This is a genomic window from Microbacterium luticellae (assembly GCF_050408645.1).
GTDB lineage: Bacteria > Actinomycetota > Actinomycetes > Actinomycetales > Microbacteriaceae > Microbacterium.
In genome coordinates, this window is sequence record NZ_JBNTKE010000001.1 from 207424 (window position 1) to 225986 (window position 18563).

18 protein-coding genes are annotated in these 18563 nt (G+C 57.9%); 15 read left to right on the top strand and 3 right to left on the bottom strand.

All coding sequences use genetic code 11. The features are described 5' to 3' along the window. Positions 1-984 (bottom strand): ABC transporter permease, encoded by a 984-nt coding sequence (locus ACQUSW_RS01015; RefSeq protein ID WP_428930432.1) that lies wholly within the window; start codon positions 982-984, stop codon positions 1-3. A gap of 233 nt (positions 985-1217) precedes the next feature. On the opposite strand from ACQUSW_RS01015, the gene lepA reads away from it, so the two are divergent. The 11 genes from lepA to era all read left to right on the top strand — a co-directional run bounded on the left by lepA (position 1218) and on the right by era (position 11980). Next, positions 1218-3080 (top strand): translation elongation factor 4, encoded by a 1863-nt coding sequence (gene lepA / locus ACQUSW_RS01020; protein ID WP_428930433.1) that lies wholly within the window; start codon positions 1218-1220, stop codon positions 3078-3080. A gap of 48 nt (positions 3081-3128) precedes the next feature. Then, the gene (locus ACQUSW_RS01025; protein WP_428930434.1) at positions 3129-3782 is read left to right on the top strand and encodes a DUF1990 domain-containing protein; all 654 of its coding nucleotides are present in this window, start codon (positions 3129-3131) and stop codon (positions 3780-3782) included. After that, positions 3782-4999, top strand: a complete 1218-nt coding sequence (gene hemW / locus ACQUSW_RS01030; protein ID WP_428930435.1) for a radical SAM family heme chaperone HemW — start codon at positions 3782-3784, stop codon at positions 4997-4999. Before ACQUSW_RS01025 ends, hemW begins: the two co-directional genes overlap by 1 nt. A gap of 77 nt (positions 5000-5076) precedes the next feature. Beyond that, the gene (gene hrcA / locus ACQUSW_RS01035; RefSeq protein ID WP_428930436.1) at positions 5077-6111 is read left to right on the top strand and encodes a heat-inducible transcriptional repressor HrcA; all 1035 of its coding nucleotides are present in this window, start codon (positions 5077-5079) and stop codon (positions 6109-6111) included. A gap of 48 nt (positions 6112-6159) precedes the next feature. Continuing rightward, complete coding sequence (dnaJ, locus tag ACQUSW_RS01040; protein ID WP_428931244.1) at positions 6160-7266, top strand: molecular chaperone DnaJ; 1107 nt, start codon at positions 6160-6162, stop codon at positions 7264-7266. A gap of 2 nt (positions 7267-7268) precedes the next feature. After that, a complete protein-coding gene (locus ACQUSW_RS01045; RefSeq protein ID WP_428930437.1) occupies positions 7269-7994 on the top strand; it encodes a 16S rRNA (uracil(1498)-N(3))-methyltransferase in 726 nt (241 codons plus the stop codon). Positions 7995-8017: 23 nt separating this feature from the next. Further along, complete coding sequence (locus ACQUSW_RS01050) at positions 8018-8365, top strand: HIT domain-containing protein (RefSeq protein WP_428930438.1); 348 nt, start codon at positions 8018-8020, stop codon at positions 8363-8365. A 49-nt stretch (positions 8366-8414) separates the two neighbouring features. Next, entirely contained in the window at positions 8415-9338 is a 924-nt protein-coding gene (locus ACQUSW_RS01055) for a PhoH family protein (RefSeq protein ID WP_428931245.1), read from the top strand. Further along, positions 9335-9799, top strand: a complete 465-nt coding sequence (gene ybeY, locus ACQUSW_RS01060; protein WP_428930439.1) for an rRNA maturation RNase YbeY — start codon at positions 9335-9337, stop codon at positions 9797-9799. The genes ACQUSW_RS01055 and ybeY overlap by 4 nt, the downstream gene beginning before the upstream one ends. Continuing rightward, positions 9796-11085 (top strand): hemolysin family protein, encoded by a 1290-nt coding sequence (locus tag ACQUSW_RS01065; protein WP_428930440.1) that lies wholly within the window; start codon positions 9796-9798, stop codon positions 11083-11085. Before ybeY ends, ACQUSW_RS01065 begins: the two co-directional genes overlap by 4 nt. Then, positions 11078-11980 (top strand): GTPase Era, encoded by a 903-nt coding sequence (gene era / locus ACQUSW_RS01070; protein WP_428930441.1) that lies wholly within the window; start codon positions 11078-11080, stop codon positions 11978-11980. The genes ACQUSW_RS01065 and era overlap by 8 nt, the downstream gene beginning before the upstream one ends. Here era and ACQUSW_RS01075 read toward each other — a convergent pair. Then, on the bottom strand, positions 11977-13761 hold the full coding sequence (locus ACQUSW_RS01075) for a DUF2207 domain-containing protein (RefSeq protein WP_428930442.1): 1785 nt from the start codon (positions 13759-13761) through the stop codon (positions 11977-11979). The genes era and ACQUSW_RS01075 overlap by 4 nt on opposite strands. Positions 13762-13978: 217 nt before the next feature. Here ACQUSW_RS01075 and leuA point away from each other — a divergent pair, with 217 nt between their 5' ends. From leuA to ACQUSW_RS01095, 4 genes are all read left to right on the top strand, one after another. Continuing rightward, positions 13979-15733: a 2-isopropylmalate synthase gene (gene leuA / locus ACQUSW_RS01080; RefSeq protein WP_428930443.1), complete on the top strand. Its 1755-nt coding sequence runs from the start codon at positions 13979-13981 to the stop codon at positions 15731-15733. A 93-nt stretch (positions 15734-15826) separates the two neighbouring features. Then, a complete protein-coding gene (recO, locus tag ACQUSW_RS01085; protein ID WP_428930444.1) occupies positions 15827-16555 on the top strand; it encodes a DNA repair protein RecO in 729 nt (242 codons plus the stop codon). After that, positions 16552-17358, top strand: coding sequence for an isoprenyl transferase (locus ACQUSW_RS01090; protein WP_428930445.1), 807 nt, complete (start codon positions 16552-16554; stop codon positions 17356-17358). Before recO ends, ACQUSW_RS01090 begins: the two co-directional genes overlap by 4 nt. A 28-nt stretch (positions 17359-17386) precedes the next feature. Further along, positions 17387-18070 carry a DsbA family oxidoreductase gene (locus ACQUSW_RS01095; protein ID WP_428930446.1) on the top strand — a complete coding sequence of 228 codons (684 nt, stop codon included), beginning with the start codon at positions 17387-17389 and terminating at the stop codon, positions 18068-18070. On the opposite strand, the gene ACQUSW_RS01100 is transcribed toward ACQUSW_RS01095, so the two are convergent. Next, the gene (locus ACQUSW_RS01100) at positions 18067-18558 is read right to left on the bottom strand and encodes a glutathione peroxidase (protein ID WP_428930447.1); all 492 of its coding nucleotides are present in this window, start codon (positions 18556-18558) and stop codon (positions 18067-18069) included. The two genes, ACQUSW_RS01095 and ACQUSW_RS01100, sit on opposite strands and share 4 nt — an antisense overlap. Positions 18559-18563: the final 5 nt, after the last annotated feature.

Consider the following 18563-nt stretch of genomic DNA (forward strand, 5'->3'; position numbering starts at 1 on the left):
TCAACTCACCCTTACGCGCGGATCGAGAACGACAACGGCGATATCAGCCAAGATTGCTCCAATGGCAGTCAGTACGGCGCCGAATGCTGCAATTGCTACGACACCGTGGATGTCATTTTTTGCGATCGTGTCGACGAAGTATTTACCCATTCCGTTCCAGCCAAAGATTGACTCGGTCAGAATCGCCCCGGTAAAAACGGCGGGAATCGTAAAGGCCAGCTGCGTGGCAACAGGAATGAGTGATGGGCGCAGTGCGTGCTTGCGCACAGCCTGCGGTTTGGTGAGGCCCTTAGCTCTGGCGGTGCGCACATAATCAGCTTTGATGTTGTCGAGCAAAAGTGAGCGCTGCAAAAAGTGATACTGGGCGTAGCCTACGATCACCAGGGCAATGGTGGGCAGCGTAATGTGCTGCAGTTTGTCGATGATGAACGGAAAGAAGCCTGAAACATCTTTGCTGCCCGAGCCAGTGACAAAGAACACGCGAGTGCCCACCAGCTCGTTAAACCCAATGGCCAGCAGCACGATGCCGAGAGCAGCAACGACGATGTTGATGTTCATCGTGATGATCGATGTGGCTTGGCCGATGCGGTCAGCGAGCTTGTACTGGCGTGATGCGGTGTACACACCCAGTGCGATACCGATCACTGCCGCGATGATTGTTGCGCCAAGAACAAGCTCGGCGGAAATCCACATGCGGTAAGAAATCTGGTCGTTGATGGATTGACCAACCGGGCTCACTCCCCAGTCCCATCGAAAAAGGATGCCGGAGAACCAGTTCCACCACCGCTGAAGGAGCGGCACCTCGTCGCTGAGGTTTCGAGGAACCAGGAGATTATGAATCGCTTCCGGCGATAACGGCGGTCTTCTACCCACGTAGTTACTTCGTGGGTCTAAAAAGGCCCATGCCAAAAAGTACGTGAGGTTGGTTGCGATGACAATCATCAACAACCAGCCGAGGGTGCGTCGCACCAAGTACTTGATCAAGATTGTGCTCTTTCTCTCTCACAGACGCCGCACGGGGTCTCCGACACAACGCTGGGTCGCAGGCTATTCAAGCACTGGAAGCTCCATTTTGCGATGTAGGGCACGATGAAGCCGCCAATACTGCTGAACAGATGAAGAAAACGCTCCTCATTTGTCCCGAGCGACCGGGTGAGACTATCACTGTCGTGGCGGAATCGAACATATGGCTGGGGTGAGCCTACAATCAGGGGAACATGTCACCACGAGTTTCCACACCCTTGACCCCTGCCGGGACCCCGCCGACGCAGATTCGCAACTTCTGCATCATCGCGCACATTGACCACGGCAAATCAACCCTTGCTGACCGCATGCTGCAGATCACGGGCGTGGTTGCCGACCGTGACATGCGTGCGCAGTATCTCGACCGGATGGATCTTGAGCGCGAGCGAGGCATCACGATCAAGAGCCAGGCGGTGCGTATGCCGTGGGCGAGCGAGTCGGATGACGGTGGTGAGCCGGTGCCGTACGCACTCAATATGATCGACACGCCGGGCCACGTTGACTTTAGCTACGAGGTGTCGCGTTCTCTGGCCGCGTGCGAAGGCGCAGTTTTGCTCGTCGATGCCGCACAGGGAATCGAAGCACAAACGTTAGCAAACCTGTATCTTGCGCTCGAGAATGACCTCACGATCATTCCTGTGCTGAACAAGATCGACTTACCGGCTGCTGATCCTGAGAAGTTTGCGCTCGAAATTGCGAACCTTATCGGCGGTGACCCGGATGATGTGCTGCGTGTTTCTGGAAAGACAGGGCAGGGTGTAGAAGACCTGCTCGACCGTATTGTGCGTGAAATCCCGCCACCTGAGGGCGACCCGGAAGCACCGGCACGCGCCATGATCTTTGACTCGGTCTACGACACGTATCGCGGCGTCGTGACTTACGTTCGTATGATCGACGGCCACCTTGAACCGCGCCAGCGGATTCAGATGATGTCGACGCATGCGAATCACGAACTTCTTGAAATCGGTGTTTCCAGCCCCGAACCGCGGCCCTCTGAAGGCCTCGGGGTGGGCGAGGTCGGTTACCTCATTACCGGTGTCAAAGATGTGCGCCAGTCGAAAGTCGGCGACACCGTTACCAATGCCCAAAAGCCTGCCGAAGAACCACTCGCTGGTTACGTCGAACCCAAACCGATGGTTTTTTCGGGACTGTATCCGATCGACGGTAGTGACTATGCGGAGCTACGCGAATCGCTCGACAAATTGAAGCTTTCGGATGCTTCGCTGGTCTATGAACCCGAAACATCGGTGGCACTCGGATTCGGATTCCGCTGTGGGTTCCTGGGGCTGCTGCACTTAGAAATCATCACAGAACGCTTGGCACGCGAGTTTGGACTCGATCTGATCACCACTGCTCCGAGCGTCGTTTATGAGGTGTTGACCGACACAGGCGAAACAGTGACGGTGACGAATCCCAGTGAGTATCCGGATGGCCGAGTGGCATCCGTAACGGAACCCATGGTTCGCGCAGCAATGCTGACGCCCAAAGAATTCGTCGGCACGGTGATGGAACTGTGCCAGTCGCGGCGCGGAACGCTGCTCGGGATGGACTATTTATCGGAAGACCGCGTTGAGCTGCGCTACAATATTCCGCTGGGCGAAATTGTTTTTGACTTCTTCGACCAGTTGAAGTCACGCACACAGGGTTACGCCTCGTTGGATTATGAGCCCAGTGGTTCGCAGGAAGCCGATCTTGTCAAGGTCGATATTCTGCTGCAGGGCGAGAAGGTTGACGCGTTTAGTTCGATCGTGCACCGCGAGAAGGCATACACCTACGGCACAATGATGACGGAACGGCTACGCAAGCTGATTCCGCGCCAACAGTTCGAAGTGCCTATTCAGGCCGCTATTGGCGCTCGCATTATTGCCCGAGAGAACATTCGAGCGATACGAAAAGATGTGCTGGCCAAGTGTTATGGCGGCGATATCTCGCGCAAGCGCAAGCTCTTGGAGAAGCAAAAAGAAGGCAAGAAGCGCATGAAGATGGTAGGACGCGTTGAGGTGCCTCAAGAAGCCTTCATCGCTGCACTGTCGGGTGATGTTGAGGGCAAGAAGTAGGGCCCCTCGGTAAGGTTGTGTCCAGTTAGTGCCAGTAAGGTAATCACCATGCGCCGCGGAACGTTCCGAGAAGGCACGGTTAATTATGCAGCCGTGGGAGCCACCAGTGCACCTGATCTCATGCACTATCCACCGGAGGGCAGTACTCCGGCAGAACAGTCGTGGCGGATTGGCAGCGGTGAAGACCGTTTTCGTCACGCTGCAGACGCCCTGCTGTCGTGGAAACCACAGCGAGTCGCGGGGTTACAGGTCTCCGACGTGCGCCCCGCAGCCGGCCCCGTTTACTCGGGCGTGAGTTTTGACGCTGACGGAAACCCGATTGCGCCGAACCGCGACGAACCGGAGCAGCGGTTCGACGCCGAAGGCACACCCTATGCTGCTCCGGGGATGACACTGCGGCTGCACGGGCGTGTTAACGGCATGCGCGGTGATGCAGAAATTCGTGTGATTTCGGTCATCGAAAGCGCACGACAGGTGACGCTTGTGTTGGGCACCGTTGACGACTCGGTGGTGAGCGGCGAAGAACTCTTTGATCTCGTATGGCGCGAAGACAATGACGAAGTGTGGTTTAGCGTCCGCGCCTTCGATACGGCGCAGTCGATGCTGTATCGCATCGTTCCCGGCCTGGTAAAACGCCGCCGACGAGCACTTTTCGGCCAGTACCTGCGCGCGATTTCACCGATGTACGCGACCAGTGTGTAATGGTCGGTGCGTTACCGCTGGGAACCCCAGCACCACTGGACGGTCGGCTACCCACTGACCTCGCTGTCGACTCATCAACACCGTTTTCTGTATATCTGCACGTGCCATTTTGTACCGTGCGATGCGGATACTGCGACTTCAACACCTACACGGCCACAGAGCTTCGTGGCCTGCGTCAAGACGCGTTCGCTGACGTTCTTGTGAGCGAAATTGCGATGTCGGCAGAGATCATGCAGAAATCGGGGGCGCACCGCCGCGCGTCGACGGTATTTTTTGGGGGAGGCACGCCCACTCTTCTGCCCCCCAGCGACCTGCAAAAAATGCTCGATGCTGTGCGCGATCACTTCGGTGTTGTTCCGGATGCCGAGGTAACTGTCGAAGCGAACCCCGATACGGTGACGCAGCAGACGGCAGAGTTGCTGGCAGCGGCGGGGGTCAATCGACTGTCGATCGGTATGCAGTCGGCGGTGCCCCATGTGCTTGCGGCACTCGACCGTACACACAACCCCGATAACGTTGCTACAGCTGTCGCCGCGGCTCGAAACAGTGGCCTTCATGTGAGTCTCGACCTCATCTATGGTGCCCCGGGAGAATCACTCGATGACTGGCGCGCATCGCTCGATCAGGCGCTCGCATTGCAGCCCGATCATATTTCTGCCTATGCGCTCATCATCGAAGAGGGGACAAAGTTAGCCCGTCAGATTCGTCGCCGCGAGGTCGTTGCCCCCGACGACGATCTCCAGGCCGACATGTATGAGCTCGCAGACAGTGTGCTCGCGGCATCCGGCTATTCCTGGTACGAGGTCAGCAACTGGGCGCGGAGCGATAGTGATCGGTCACAGCACAATATGGCCTACTGGCAGAGCGCGCACTGGTGGGGTTATGGTCCCGGTGCTCACAGTCACGTCGCGGGCTTGCGGTGGTGGAACGTTAAGCATCCGGCCGCGTATGCAGCACGACTGGCCGCGGGGGAGTCGCCCGCTGCTGGCCGTGAACGCCCCGATGCCGAGGCCCGCTATTTGGAGCATGTACTGTTGCGCTCGCGCATGGCCGAGGGACTCGAAATTTCTGGTTTGCCGGATGCTGCTCGCCAGCGCGTCGCCGACCTCATTGCGCGCGAACTTGTTGACCCCGTCAAAGCGCTGACGGGTACGGTTGTGCTGACGCGCAAGGGGAGACTGTTAGCAGACGCGGTTGTTCGCGAACTGACACGGTAGAATTGGCACTCAGCATCGACGAGTGCCAATATTGCTTCTCGGTGTGTGCTGAGCATGAGAGCGAACAAGGAGGACCGGTGGTTAGCGAGAGAGGCCTGCAGGTACTTCGTGCCATCGTGCAGGACTACGTGGAGACTCGCGAGCCTGTAGGCAGTCGTGCGATTGTTGAACGCCATGCTTTCGGGGTTTCGGCAGCGACGATTCGCAACGATATGGCGCAGCTCGAAGACGAAGAGCTTATTACGGCACCCCATACGTCATCGGGGCGCGTGCCCACCGATAAGGGTTATCGAGTCTTTGTTAACCATCTCGCCCAGTTGCGTCCGTTGTCGTCTGCTCAACGCCGCGCCATCACCGCTTTCCTTGCTGAGCCGACCGACCTTGACGACCTTATGGCGCGCACTGTTCGTGTACTTACCCGACTCACAGGGCAAGTAGCGCTGGCGCAGTATCCGTCATTTGCTCGTGCGCACATTACGCATGTCGAAATCGTTGCCCTTGGTCCACACCGGCTTTTGGTCGTTCTCGTTACGGATTCGGGCGCGGTCTCACAGCGTATCGCCGTATTTGATGGATCGCTCGACGAGCAAGATATGGCAATTATTCGCACCCGGGTTTCTTCATTACTCACCGGTGAATCCGTCGGCGAGGCTTCGGCACTCCTGTCTCAACTGGCCGAGGTGCCTCACGAGCAACGAATAACCGCCGCGCTGGCAACGCTCGCGCGAGTCATCGGCGAAGAACTTGCCGAGTTTCGCCAGGAACGTCTTGTTATGGCCGGTGCTGCAACATTGGCTCGACGCGAACATGATTTTCGGGGCAGCATTCACCCGCTCCTCGAAGCCATTGAGGAGCAAGTGACGCTGTTGCGGCTCATGAGCGAGATGGTGGTCGATGAACACGGTCTTGCAGCCAGCATCGGTACCGAAAACGAGGCTTTTGGTTTGCCCGAGGCGTCTATCGTCACGAGCAACTACGCCAGTGCGACGGGCACGGCGCGCGTAGGTGTTATGGGGCCAACCCGCATGGACTACCCCAGCAACTTTGCGGCGGCGCGAGCCGTGGCACGCTATTTGTCTGACCTTCTTGACGACGATGAGAAGAGTCAGTGAAAGCAACGGAGACAAAAGCGAGAATAAATCTCGCAGGGAAAGGTGACTGTGGTCGACCACTATGAAACCCTCGGCGTTTCGCGCGATGCGAGCGAAGAGGAGATCAAAAAGGCGTATCGCAAGCTGGCTCGTCAGCTGCACCCCGACGTTAACCCCGGTGAAGACGCTGCCGAACGCTTCAAACTCGTAACACACGCTTACGATGTGCTTAGTGACCCTGAATCGCGCCAGCGCTATGACATGGGTGGCGACGGAGCCGGCGGTTTCTCCGGATTCGGTGGCTTCGGCGATATTTTTGAAACATTCTTTGGTGCAGCTGGCGGGCCACGCGCTGCGCGTCCTCGCTCCCGCCGCGAGCGAGGACAAGACGCCCTCGTGCGAGTCAATCTCGAACTCGGTGACGTTGTCTTCGGTGTTCACCGCGACATCGACGTTGATACGGCCGTGCTGTGCGAGACGTGCGAAGGCTCCTGCTGTCAGCAAGGTACCGGACCGGTCACCTGTGACGTTTGTGGCGGGAGCGGCCATGTTCAGCAGCAGGTGCGAAGCCTGCTGGGTAATGTTGTGACCACAGCACCCTGTGGCGCCTGTGAAGGCTTTGGCACGACAATCCCGCACCCCTGCCCCACCTGTAACGGACAGGGCCGCGTGCGCGCACGGCGCACCGTTTCTTTAGATATTCCCTCGGGCGTCGAGACCGGCTTGCGTCTGCAATTGCCCGGATCCGGAGAAATTGGGCGCGCCGGTGGCCCGCACGGCGACCTGTATGTCGAAATTGCCGTCGCGCCGCATCCGGTCTTCAGTCGCGAAGGCGACGACCTTCTCGCGACGCTCGAAGTGTCTATGACCGACGCTGTGCTGGGTACAACAACAACCATTGAATCACTCGACGGCCCCGTCGAGCTCGAGATCCGCGCCGGACTGCAATCCGGCGACGTACTGACAATCAAGGGGCGAGGAATTACCCCACTGCGTCAGCCGCAACGCGGAGACCTACGAGTGGGCGTACAGGTTGTTACACCAACAAAGATCGACGCCAAACAGCGTGCACTGCTCGAAGAGTTCGCTGGCCGCACAAAATCTCCCGCTCCTAAGCTTGCCGAGTTCCACCAGGGAATATTCTCTAAACTTCGTGATCGATTCCGAGGAAACTAGTCGTGGCGCTGCATTTTGTGTCTGACGACGTTACGGCAGCGCACCCCGGAGACACCGTGACACTCACGGGGAGCGAAGCAAAACACGCCGCCGTCGTTCGCAGACTGCGAGTCGGTGAACCCGTCACGGTCGGAGACGGAGCCGGTGTATGGCTCGAGGGGCGGGCACAAGAAGTTGCCGCACAACAGGTGCACATTCTGATTGAGAACCGCACCGAAACGCGACGGCCGAACCCACAGATAACCCTCGTGCAGGCACTGGCTAAAGGAGACCGTGCCGAGCTGGCGATTCAAGCAGCATGCGAACTTGGCGTCGACACCATCGTGCCCTGGCAAGCATCACGCAGCATTTCGCGCTGGGAAGGCCCAAAGGCTCGTAAAGGACACGATCGCTGGTCAACCATCGTTCGAGAAGCGTCAAAACAGGCGCATCGTGCATGGATTCCCGAGGTGAGCCCGGTCACCACGCTCGAGCAGGCACTGTCGACAACAACAGGGCAGGTTCTTGTTCTCGATCCCACAGCGAGCGAACGAGTATCTACTGTCGACCTCGATGGTCGCAACATTACGCTCATCGTGGGACCCGAAGGCGGTATTACACCCGAAGAACTCGCGCTGTGTGAGGCATCCGGAGCCTGCCCCGTACGCCTCGGAGACACGGTACTGCGCACCTCGACCGCAGGCCCCGCGGCCATCGCCGTGCTTTCGGCCCGTCTAGGCCGCTGGTAACGCCGCGCAGTAGACTGGCACGCATGACCGAACCCTCGATCTTCTCGCGCATTCTCGCCGGTGATATTCCCGGCGAGATTCTTTTCGAAACCGATCGCGTGTTTGTAATTCGCGATATTGCACCGCAAGCGCCCGTGCACCTGCTGGTGATCCCCAAAACCGAGCAATACCGCAACGTGACAGAGCTCGCTGCAAGCGACCCGAGCCTTCTGGCAGAGATGGTTGCAGCAGCACAGCAGTTAGCCGATAATCACGCCGACGGAGAATTCCGACTGGTATTTAACACCGGTGCCGGTGCTGGCCAGACCGTTTTTCACGTGCACGCCCACGTATTAGCGGGACAACTGACAGAACAGAGTGTCGGTGCCTGATTCAGAAAAGTCCACCATCACCGAACGCCTCTATGCCGACGGCGTTGCGATGGTGCAGCTACTGGGCCCCAACGATCGCCTCCTGAGAGTGCTAGAAGATCAGCATCCGGACGTCGAGGTGCTCGTGCGAAGCAACGAAGTCACACTCACCGGCAGCCCCGAGAGTGTTTCCGCTGCACGGGCGCTCGTAGAAGAACTCATCGCTATGACCCGCGACGGATACGATATCGCCCCCCGAGACATTGAACGCTCGGCGCTGCACCTGAGCCGCGGCGAAGGGCCCCGCCCCAGCGAAGTGCTCGGTGAACCCATTCTGTCGTCGCGAGGCCGCACTATTCGACCGAAAACCCAGGGTCAAAAAGAGTACGTCGACGCCATCGACCTCAACACCATAGTTTTCGGTCTGGGGCCGGCCGGAACGGGTAAAACCTACCTAGCAATGGCCAAGGCCGTGCAAGCCTTGCAGCGCAAAGAAGTGAACCGAATTATTCTTACACGCCCGGCAGTAGAGGCAGGGGAGCGGCTCGGATTTTTACCCGGCACCCTTATTGACAAGATTGACCCCTACCTGCGACCGCTCTACGACGCGCTCAACGAGATGATGGATCCCGAAATCGTGCCGCGTCTGATGGCATCAGGAACCATCGAAGTAGCTCCCCTGGCATACATGCGCGGGCGCACACTCAACGACTCGTTCGTGGTGCTCGATGAAGCACAAAACACCACACCCGAACAGATAAAGATGTTTCTTACCCGCCTGGGATTCGGAACGAAAATGGTCGTCACTGGCGATGCCACGCAGATCGACCTTCCCCACGGAGCATCCGGGCTACGAGTCGTCATGCGCGTACTCAGCGACATTGACGACATCCATTTTTCTCGACTTACCAGCGAAGACGTCGTCAGGCACAGCCTGGTCGGCCGCATCGTTGACGCATATGCCGCTTATGACGAGCAGCGAGGATCCGCATGATCGAAGTAAATAATGAATCCGCCATCGACGTGGACGAAGCCGTACTCCTGCGACTGACAACGCACAACTTGGCGCAGCTCAACGTGAGCTCCGACGCTGAGGTAGCGATATTGCTCGTTGATGAAGGAGCCATGGAGTCGCTGCACGTGCAGTGGATGGATGAACCCGGACCCACCGACGTGCTGAGTTTCCCGATGGATGAACTGCGCCCGGGCACTATTGATCGACCCACTCCGCCCGGAACTCTGGGAGACATTGTGCTGTGCCCGCAGGTCGCTGAAACTCAAGCAGCAGCAGCCGGCCATACACTGCTGGACGAACTCGTCATGCTCACCACCCACGGACTGCTTCACCTGCTGGGCTTTGACCACGCTGAGCCGCAAGAAGAACGAGAAATGTTTGCGCTCCAGCGCGACCTAATTGTTTCGTTTGCGATGGAGGAACGTCGCCGACGATCATGATTACAGCGATCATTGTGCTCATCGCGGCCGTATTCCTGGTTGCCTTCGGCGGGCTCATGGCAGCCATCGATGCCGCGCTATCGGTTACATCTCAGGCCGACCTGGCTGAAATGTCGCAGCAGGGCAAGCGTGCAGCCGCTTTAGCAAAAATTGCTGCTGCGCCCGAACCCCACGTCAACGCCGTCGCATTTATGCGCGTATTTGCAGAAACAACCGCGGCGGTGTTTGTGACGGTGGCCTTTGTACTGCTCATCGACAGCGTTGGATGGGCAACGTTTGCCGCCGCCGTGCTCATGAGTGGCACGACTTTTGTTCTTGTGGGTGCCAGCCCACGGTCATTTGGGCGAGTCCACGCCGATGCGATGCTGCGCGCATGCGCGCCAACAATCCGCGCTGTGCGCGTTGTTCTTGGGCCGCTGGCTCAGGCATTGACAACCTTCGGCAAGCGCGTGACACCAGGGGCCACCAGCCGCAGCAGCTTTGCTTCGGAGGAACAACTGCTGAGCATGGTCGACGAAGCAGCATCGCACGACCTTATTGAGGCTGACGATCGCGCGCTTATCCACTCAGTGTTCGATTTCACCGATCAGTTTGTGCGTGCCGTGATGGTGCATCGAACCGACATGGTGAGCATCGACGCCGGAAAAACCACCAGCGAAGCGATGAAGATCTTTCTCGACCGCGGGGTCTCCCGAATGCCGGTCATCGGCGAAGACCCCGACGACATCGTCGGTATCGTTTATCTGAAAGATCTCGTGCAGTTTGCCTTTCGCGATGAACAGTCGTGGCGCGATGCCGCCGTCGAAACAATTGCGCGGGCGGCTGTATTTGTTCCGGAATCTATGCGGGCGGAGTCACTACTCCAGCAGATGAAACATGATGCTGTGCATGTGTGCATGGTGGTAGACGAACACGGCGGAGTTGCGGGCCTTGTCACAATGGAAGACCTCATCGAAGAGCTGGTCGGTGAAATCGACGATGAGTACGACCAAGCCACCAATGAGATCGTCGAGCTTCCTGACGGCCGTTACCGTGTGAGCTCACGTCTGGCGCTCACCGACGTGGGCAACCTCTTCGGACTCGAACTCGAAGACGACGAGGTTGACTCTATCGGCGGCCTTCTGGCCAAGGTTCTCGGCCGGGTTCCTCAGCCCGGCTCGACCGCCGTCGTGCACGGCCTCACCCTGACAGGCGGAGCCTCGCGTGGTCGAGGCCGCGGTATCGCCACAGTATTTGTTGAAAGAACCGACAGCATGATCGAAAGAAACGAGCAGGACGATGCCTGACAATACGACTTTTCGCAGCGGGTTCGTCACTTTTGTTGGTCGACCGAACGTCGGAAAATCAACTCTCACGAATGCGCTCGTCGGTGAACGCATCGCGATTACCAGTGACAAACCACAAACAACACGGCGCGCCATTCGCGGCATTGTGCACCGCCCCGATGGGCAGCTTGTCATTGTCGACACCCCGGGAATACACAGGCCACGCACTCTGCTCGGCCAGAGGCTCAATGACCTCGTCGATGAAGTGCTTGGAGACGTCGATGTCATCGGGTTCTGTGTTCCGGCAACGCAAAAAGTTGGTCCTGGTGATCGAAGGATTGCTGCGAGCCTGGACGGCTACGAACGAGCCAAGAAGATCGCTATTGTCACGAAGGTTGACGAAGCCACACGTGAAGAGACGACAGAGCGACTTCTGGAAGTCGATGCACTACGCGACGACTGGACAGCAGTCATTCCGCTCTCGGCGCTCGCTGGAACCCAAATCGATGTTCTCGCCGATGAGCTTCTCGCACTTATGCCCGAGGGGCCGGCACTATACCCGAGCGAAACGGTGACCGACGAGAGCATCGATGACCGCATCGCCGAAATTATTCGTGAGGCAGCACTCGAAGGAGTGCGCGACGAGCTTCCACACTCTATCGCTGTGGTTATCGACGACATTAGCGAACGAGAAGACGCAGAAATCACGGATATTCATGCATCCGTGCTCGTGGAGCGTGACAGCCAAAAGGCAATCATTATCGGTCGAAAGGGCACGCGACTGAAGGAGCTGGGTACGCAAGCCCGCGCGCAGATCGAAACACTTATCGGCAAGCGGGTGTATTTAGGTTTGCATGTGAGCGTGGCGAAAGACTGGCAGCGCGACCCCAAGCAGCTCCGGCGCCTCGGCTTCTAACGTCCGCCGGAAGTCCCGCCTCCGCCGCCCCCACCCGAGAACCCGCCGCCAAATGATCCGCTCGACGAACTCGATGACGACGTCGCCTTCGTGACCGTGGGCGTGAGGCCACTGTTGAGAGTGCGCAGTGTGCGGGACAGGTGCATCGTGGTTCCCACGGTGATCCAGTCGGGCTGTGTGTTGTAGGTGGAGTAGGTAGTCTCAAGCACCGCCCCCCACTCTTTTTCAAGCCCAAAAATCATGGCATAGGGCAGGAGCTTCTCGTAGAGAAAAATAACGTCAACTGAGCCATCAGAGCGGCGTTCCGCACCGGAATAAGACTGCAGCATAGCGATGCGGTCGGTCTCTGCTACGCGAATAAATTCACGCACACCCTGCAGATACTCCCACGCCTCAGCACCCTGCTTGGTGTGAATCCGTGTGCCACTCAGAAGCGCTGCGACAGCGGGTATAACAAGGAAGATACCGAAAGCTCCGAGCCCAAACGCCGAGAATATTGCCATTCCGCGTTCGGCGGACGCACCCGGAATCACCAAAATGATACCCGCGACAAGGAGAAGCACCGAGAGTGCCACAAAAACCATAGAAACTACGGAGCGGCGGCGATAAAAATAACCCGCTGCATCATTGGCTTTTGCTGCGGCGGCCTCTTCTATCTTGAGGGCCCGCGCCAAACTGTCATTTGTTTTTTCAAGATCAAGAGTGCTGCCCGGCTCTACGGAGCCGAAGAGTGCCCGCACCATCGTTTTGTCAGACTGCGTGGGCGCAGCATCCGGGTTGATCAAGCGCAGGGTAGGTTTCTTTGACTTTTTTTCTGAAGGAATAATCTGCAGCACTTTGCGCACACCCAAGTGCACAATGTGGGCCTGAGGACCAATCGAGCGTGCACCAACGAGGTCGGCGGCAATGACGGGCGACCACTGATCGGGTACCGAGTACTCGGCCACGATGATTCCGCGCCCTTTTTGCCGCGCACGACGCGCCATCACGCTGTTGGTTATGGTTCCGCCGAGGGCAGTGCCGGCAGCACCGAGCGAGAGCAGGCCTGGAAAGAGATCATTAGCAAAATTCGGAACGTTTTTCGGTGCAGGGGTGACCACACCGCCCTGCAGAGCGATAGCGACCGTGACGCCCTGGCGAGCAGAAAGATTCGTTGCGCTCACGCGGTAATGACCGGGCTCGGGCTGTTCGAATGAGCACTTCTGGTCAGAGCCATACGAGCCGACGTAGCAGGCTTGGCGATCGAGCAGGTTCTTTGTGAGCGTGTTATCAAACACAATGTCGGCGCTAAATTGTGCGATGTCTTGCGAACTGTCCAGTGGCAAAAGATCCCAGTAGAACTCGTCGTCATCGGAGTCATCCGGCTGCAAAATAACATCGCGCATTGTGTATTCGATCACGTACGTGGTGGCACCGTGCTGGTACCTGTCGTCTCCGAGCAACAGCGACAACACGTCGTCGTCACTGTCGGTTTCGTAGGGCACGGCATTGCCCGACTCATCGGTGACAGAAATGACCTTCGGATGCAGCGGCACACCGTTATAGCGCTCGGAAAGACCGCGAATGATTCCGCGATTCTGGTCGAAGTCGGGAAATTCTGCCACGATCGTTTCTGTTACGTGCAGGGTCGCACGACCATCGGAGTCAACGCCGACCTGAAACTCGGAGTGCCACGATGAATAAGAAAAATCATTGACGCTGCCCGCTGCAGCCGACGGAAACAGCACTGCTAATAGCAGTGCGAACGGCACCGAGAAAAGAGCCACCATACGTGTGCGCATGTGTTCTAGCGTAACGATGCACACCGAGAAAGCCGTCATGTTGGCTGAGCTTTCTTGAGTGGCAGCAAAAATTACTGCTAAGGTAACCGCATGCGCGCAGGCTCGGTTCTTCTGCTTATCTGCCGCGGCGAGTCCCAGATCTAAGGGCCTTCCTCGTCGCGGTGGTCGCGTTGGCCCTTCCTCCCTACGGTGAGATGACGAGTAAGAGAAAAGAAACATGAAGAACCACCAACGCCCCTCTACCATGCCGGTGCACAAGTATCGTCCGTTCCACGAACAGATTTCGATTGACCTGCCCGATCGCACGTGGCCGAGTAAGCGCATTACCCAGGCACCGCGATGGTGCGCAGTTGATCTTCGCGACGGCAACCAGGCCCTCATCGACCCGATGTCACCCGAACGCAAACGAGTCATGTTCGACCTGTTGGTGCGCATGGGTTACAAGGAAATCGAAGTCGGGTTTCCCTCTGCCAGCCAAACTGATTTTGACTTTGTACGACAGCTGATCGACGAGAACCTCATTCCTGACGACGTCACGATCCAGGTACTTACCCAGTGCCGGGAGCACCTGATTGCTCGCACCTATGAAGCAATCGCAGGCGCCAAGCAGGCTATCGTTCACTTCTATAACTCGACGAGTGTGCTGCAGCGCGAAGTCGTTTTTCGTAGCGACCGCGAAGGCGTCAAACAGATCGCGCTCGAGGGTGCACGGCTCTGCAAACAGTTTGAAAAGACAATTCCGCACACACAGGTGTACTACGAGTATTCGCCAGAAAGCTACACGGGCACCGAACTCGAATACGCGGCCGAAGTATGCAACGCAGTACTGGATGTTTTGCAGCCAACCGCGGAACGCAAGGTGATCATCAACCTGCCGGCCACGGTGGAGATGGCAAGCCCCAACGTTTATGCCGACTCCATCGAGTGGATGAACCGGCATCTGGCACACCGCGAAAACGTTATTTTGTCGCTGCACCCCCACAACGACCGCGGAACCGCGGTGGCAGCGGCAGAACTCGGATACATGGCTGGCGCCGACCGCATTGAAGGGTGCCTCTTTGGTAACGGAGAACGCACCGGCAACGTCGACCTCGTCGCGCTGGGAATCAACCTCTTCTCGCAAGGGGTCGACCCGCAGATTGACTTCAGCGACATTGATCAGGTGAAACGCACCGTCGAATACTGCAACCAGCTGCCCGTGCCAGAACGGAGTCCGTGGGCAGGAGACCTGGTGTTTACGGCCTTCAGCGGCTCGCACCAAGACGCCATCAAGAAGGGCTTTGAAGCTATGGCCGCCCGTGCAGAAAGCGAGGGCGTCACCGTCGATGACATCGAGTGGGCCGTGCCTTATCTACCGGTCGACCCTAAAGACCTCGGCCGTTCTTATGAAGCGGTTATTCGTGTTAACTCGCAGTCCGGTAAGGGCGGTGTTTCGTACCTCCTCAAAACTGACCACGCGCTTGACCTGCCTCGTCGACTGCAGATTGAGTTCTCGGGAGTCGTGCAGGCCAAGACCGATGCAGAGGGTGGCGAAGTTACCAGCGAACAGATCTGGAACATCTTTAGCGACGAATATCTGCCTTCCCCGGTGCAAGAGCAGCGCTGGGGCCGGTTCGAACTTCTCGGCACAGAAACCCGCAGTGACATGAGCGGTGAGGTTGCCCTCGACGTTGTATTGCGTGACGGCGAAACCACTATCGAAGCATCCGGCACAGGTAATGGTCCGGTCGCAGCGTTCGTTGCCGTTTTGCAGCAGCAGGGTATCGACGTCACGGTCTACGACTATGTTGAGCACGCTATGAGTTCGGGCGGTGACGCGCATGCGGCCGCCTATGTAGAACTGCAGGTAGAAGAGCAGCGGCTGTGGGGCGTAGGCATTGATGGCGACATCTCGACCGCATCGCTCAAGGCAATTGTTTCAGGAGTCAACCGCGCGATTCGGGTACGCGACGCAGAGCTCATTTCTGCTTAGCCTCGCGGCTCAGTCCGCTAGCGTGATGAGGGTGTGCCGGGGTTTGTGCTCGGGTGCACCCTCGTCGTGGCGAAGACCGCGATAATAAGAGGTATGCCGACCTATCGGGACGAAGCCGTTGTGCTTCGCACACACAAGCTGGGCGAAGCAGACCGCATCGTCACGTTGCTCACGCGCAATTATGGTCGGGTGCGCGCCGTTGCGAAGGGTGTGCGGCGAACTTCCTCGAAGTTTGGGGCGCGGCTGGAACCCTTCATGGTTGCCGATGTGCAGCTCTATGAAGGGCGCAGCCTCGATATTGTGCAGCAGGCCGTCTCACTCGCTTCGTATGGCGCAACGATCGCTGCCCACTATGACCGCTTTACCGCCGCAAACGCGATGGTAGAAACAGCCGACCGGATCGCCGAGGCCGAAGCCACCCCCCAGCACTATTTGCTGTTGATTGGTGCTCTGCGGGCATTGTCGCGGGGGGATCACGCGTCGCGAGCAATTCTTGACTCGTATTTGCTGCGCATTATGGCGATTTCAGGGTGGGCACCGGCACTTGATGACTGCGCGCGATGTGGGGCATCCGGAACACAACAATTCTTTGCCGCTGCCATGGGAGGCGCCGTCTGCGCCTCGTGCGCTCCCGCTGGCTCTCCACGGATGGACTACGACAGTAACCGGATGCTGCAGGCCCTGCTTGCGGGGGAGTGGGATTACGTCGATGCCGCCCAACCTGCGGTGGCACACCGTGCTTCAGGACTCGTCGCTGCCTACGCACAGTGGCATATGGAGCGAGGCATTCGGTCTCTCGCGCACATTGAAGGAGCACAGTGACACCGAAGCCGTATACGCACCGTGATGCCGTGCCGTTTCGTCCTCTGGATTGGACCGGAGATCATCCGCCGGAGTTTCGTGCCGTACCCGACCATGTGGCGATCGTCATGGATGGCAATGGTCGGTGGGCGAATCGTCGAGGCCTGCACCGTATCGAGGGGCACAAAGCGGGCGAGGAAGTGCTTTTAGACGTCGTTGCCGGCGCGATTCAGATCGGCGTGAAACACCTGTCCGTTTATGCTTTTTCCACCGAAAACTGGGCACGGTCACCCGAAGAAGTGCGGTTCCTCATGGGCTATAACCGTAAGGTGTTGCACCGCCGCCGCGACCAGCTGAATGAGTGGGGGGTGCGGATTCGCTGGGCGGGACGCAAGCCTCGGCTCTGGGGGTCGGTTATTAAAGAGTTACAGTTTGCCGAGGAACTAACAAAAAGCAATTCGACGCTCACCCTGACGATGTGCATCAACTACGGCGGACGAGTTGAGCTGGTTGATGCGGTGCGCTCGATCGCCGAAGATGTGCGGGCAGGGAAACTGAAGCCTTCGGCTATCACTGAACGCAGTGTGCGCAAGCGCCTTTATATTCCTGAGATGCCTGATGTTGATCTGTTTGTGCGCAGCTCCGGTGAACAGCGCACCTCCAACTTTCTGCTGTGGCAGTCGGCGTACGCCGAAATGGTGTTTCTTGACACGCTGTGGCCCGATTTCTCGCGCCGTGAACTGTGGCGTGCGATAGAGATTTATTTATCGCGCGACCGTCGTTTTGGTGGCGCAATAGACACTCCGGATGCAGTGACGGAATAGTGCTGCCAACACCAGTGTTAACCGCAGTGTGACGAAACCTATCTCTATTGACATCTGGTCAGACATTGCGTGCCCGTGGTGCTATATCGGCAAACGCAACCTCGAGAAAGGGTTAGCGGCTCTCACGGGCGACGATGCGCCCGAAGTGGCGATCACGTATCACTCCTTTGAGTTATCACCCGATACCCCCGTTGACTTTGACGGCGATGAGATTGATTTTCTTGTTGACCACAAGGGGATGGCTCGCGAACAGGTAGAGAAGATGCTGGCGCATGTCACCGGGGTGGCGGCGCAGGCGGGGCTCACCTACAACTTCGACAAATTGCAGCACACCAACACGGTGAAGGCTCACGAGCTGCTGCACTTTGCGCTCCAGCACGGTAAGCAGCATGAAATGAAAGAGCGCCTGCTTCGCGCCTATTTTTCGGAGGGCGAGCACATCGGACGCATCGACAGTCTGGCGCAGCTTGCTGGCTCGGTAGGACTCGACCCGGATGCTGCTCGGCAGGCTTTGATGGCGGGAGAATTTACCGAGGCCGTACGCGCTGACCAAGAGCAGGCACGCGCGTACGGAATCCAGGGCGTACCGTTTTTTGTGATCGACGGAAAATACGGCATCAGCGGAGCACAGCCGGCCGAAGCATTCGAGAACGTGCTGCGTGACCTGTGGAGCAAGCGCGACGAAGAGACGCCGCTGCAGCCAGAGGTCTAAGAAAGCGCTGCCTCGATGGCGCTGATAATTTCAGCGTCGTCGGGGCGCTGGCGAGGCCGAAAACGTGCGACGGCACCATCGGTAGTTACAAGAAATTTTTCAAAGTTCCATTCGACCCGGCCAGATTTTCCGGCAGCATCCGGAGTCGTCTTCAACGACTTATACAGTTCGTGAGCGTTACGTCCGTTAACCTTTGTTTTTTGCATAATGGGAAAAGTCACGCCGTAAGTGGTGGAACAAAAATCAAGAATTTGTTCCATCGACCCGGGCTCCTGGCCAAGGAACTGGTTGCACGGAAAACCGATCACGGTGAGCCCGCGCTCACCGTACTGCTTCTGCAACTCTTCGAGCTGCTCGTACTGCGGTGTCAGACCGCAGCGAGACGCAACGTTGACGACGAGAACAGCACGAGAATCAAAAGCGGCTAGCGTGCGCTCTTTGCCCTCGGCGTCGAGAAAAACGATGTCGTGCAGGTTCGTATCAGCCATATACC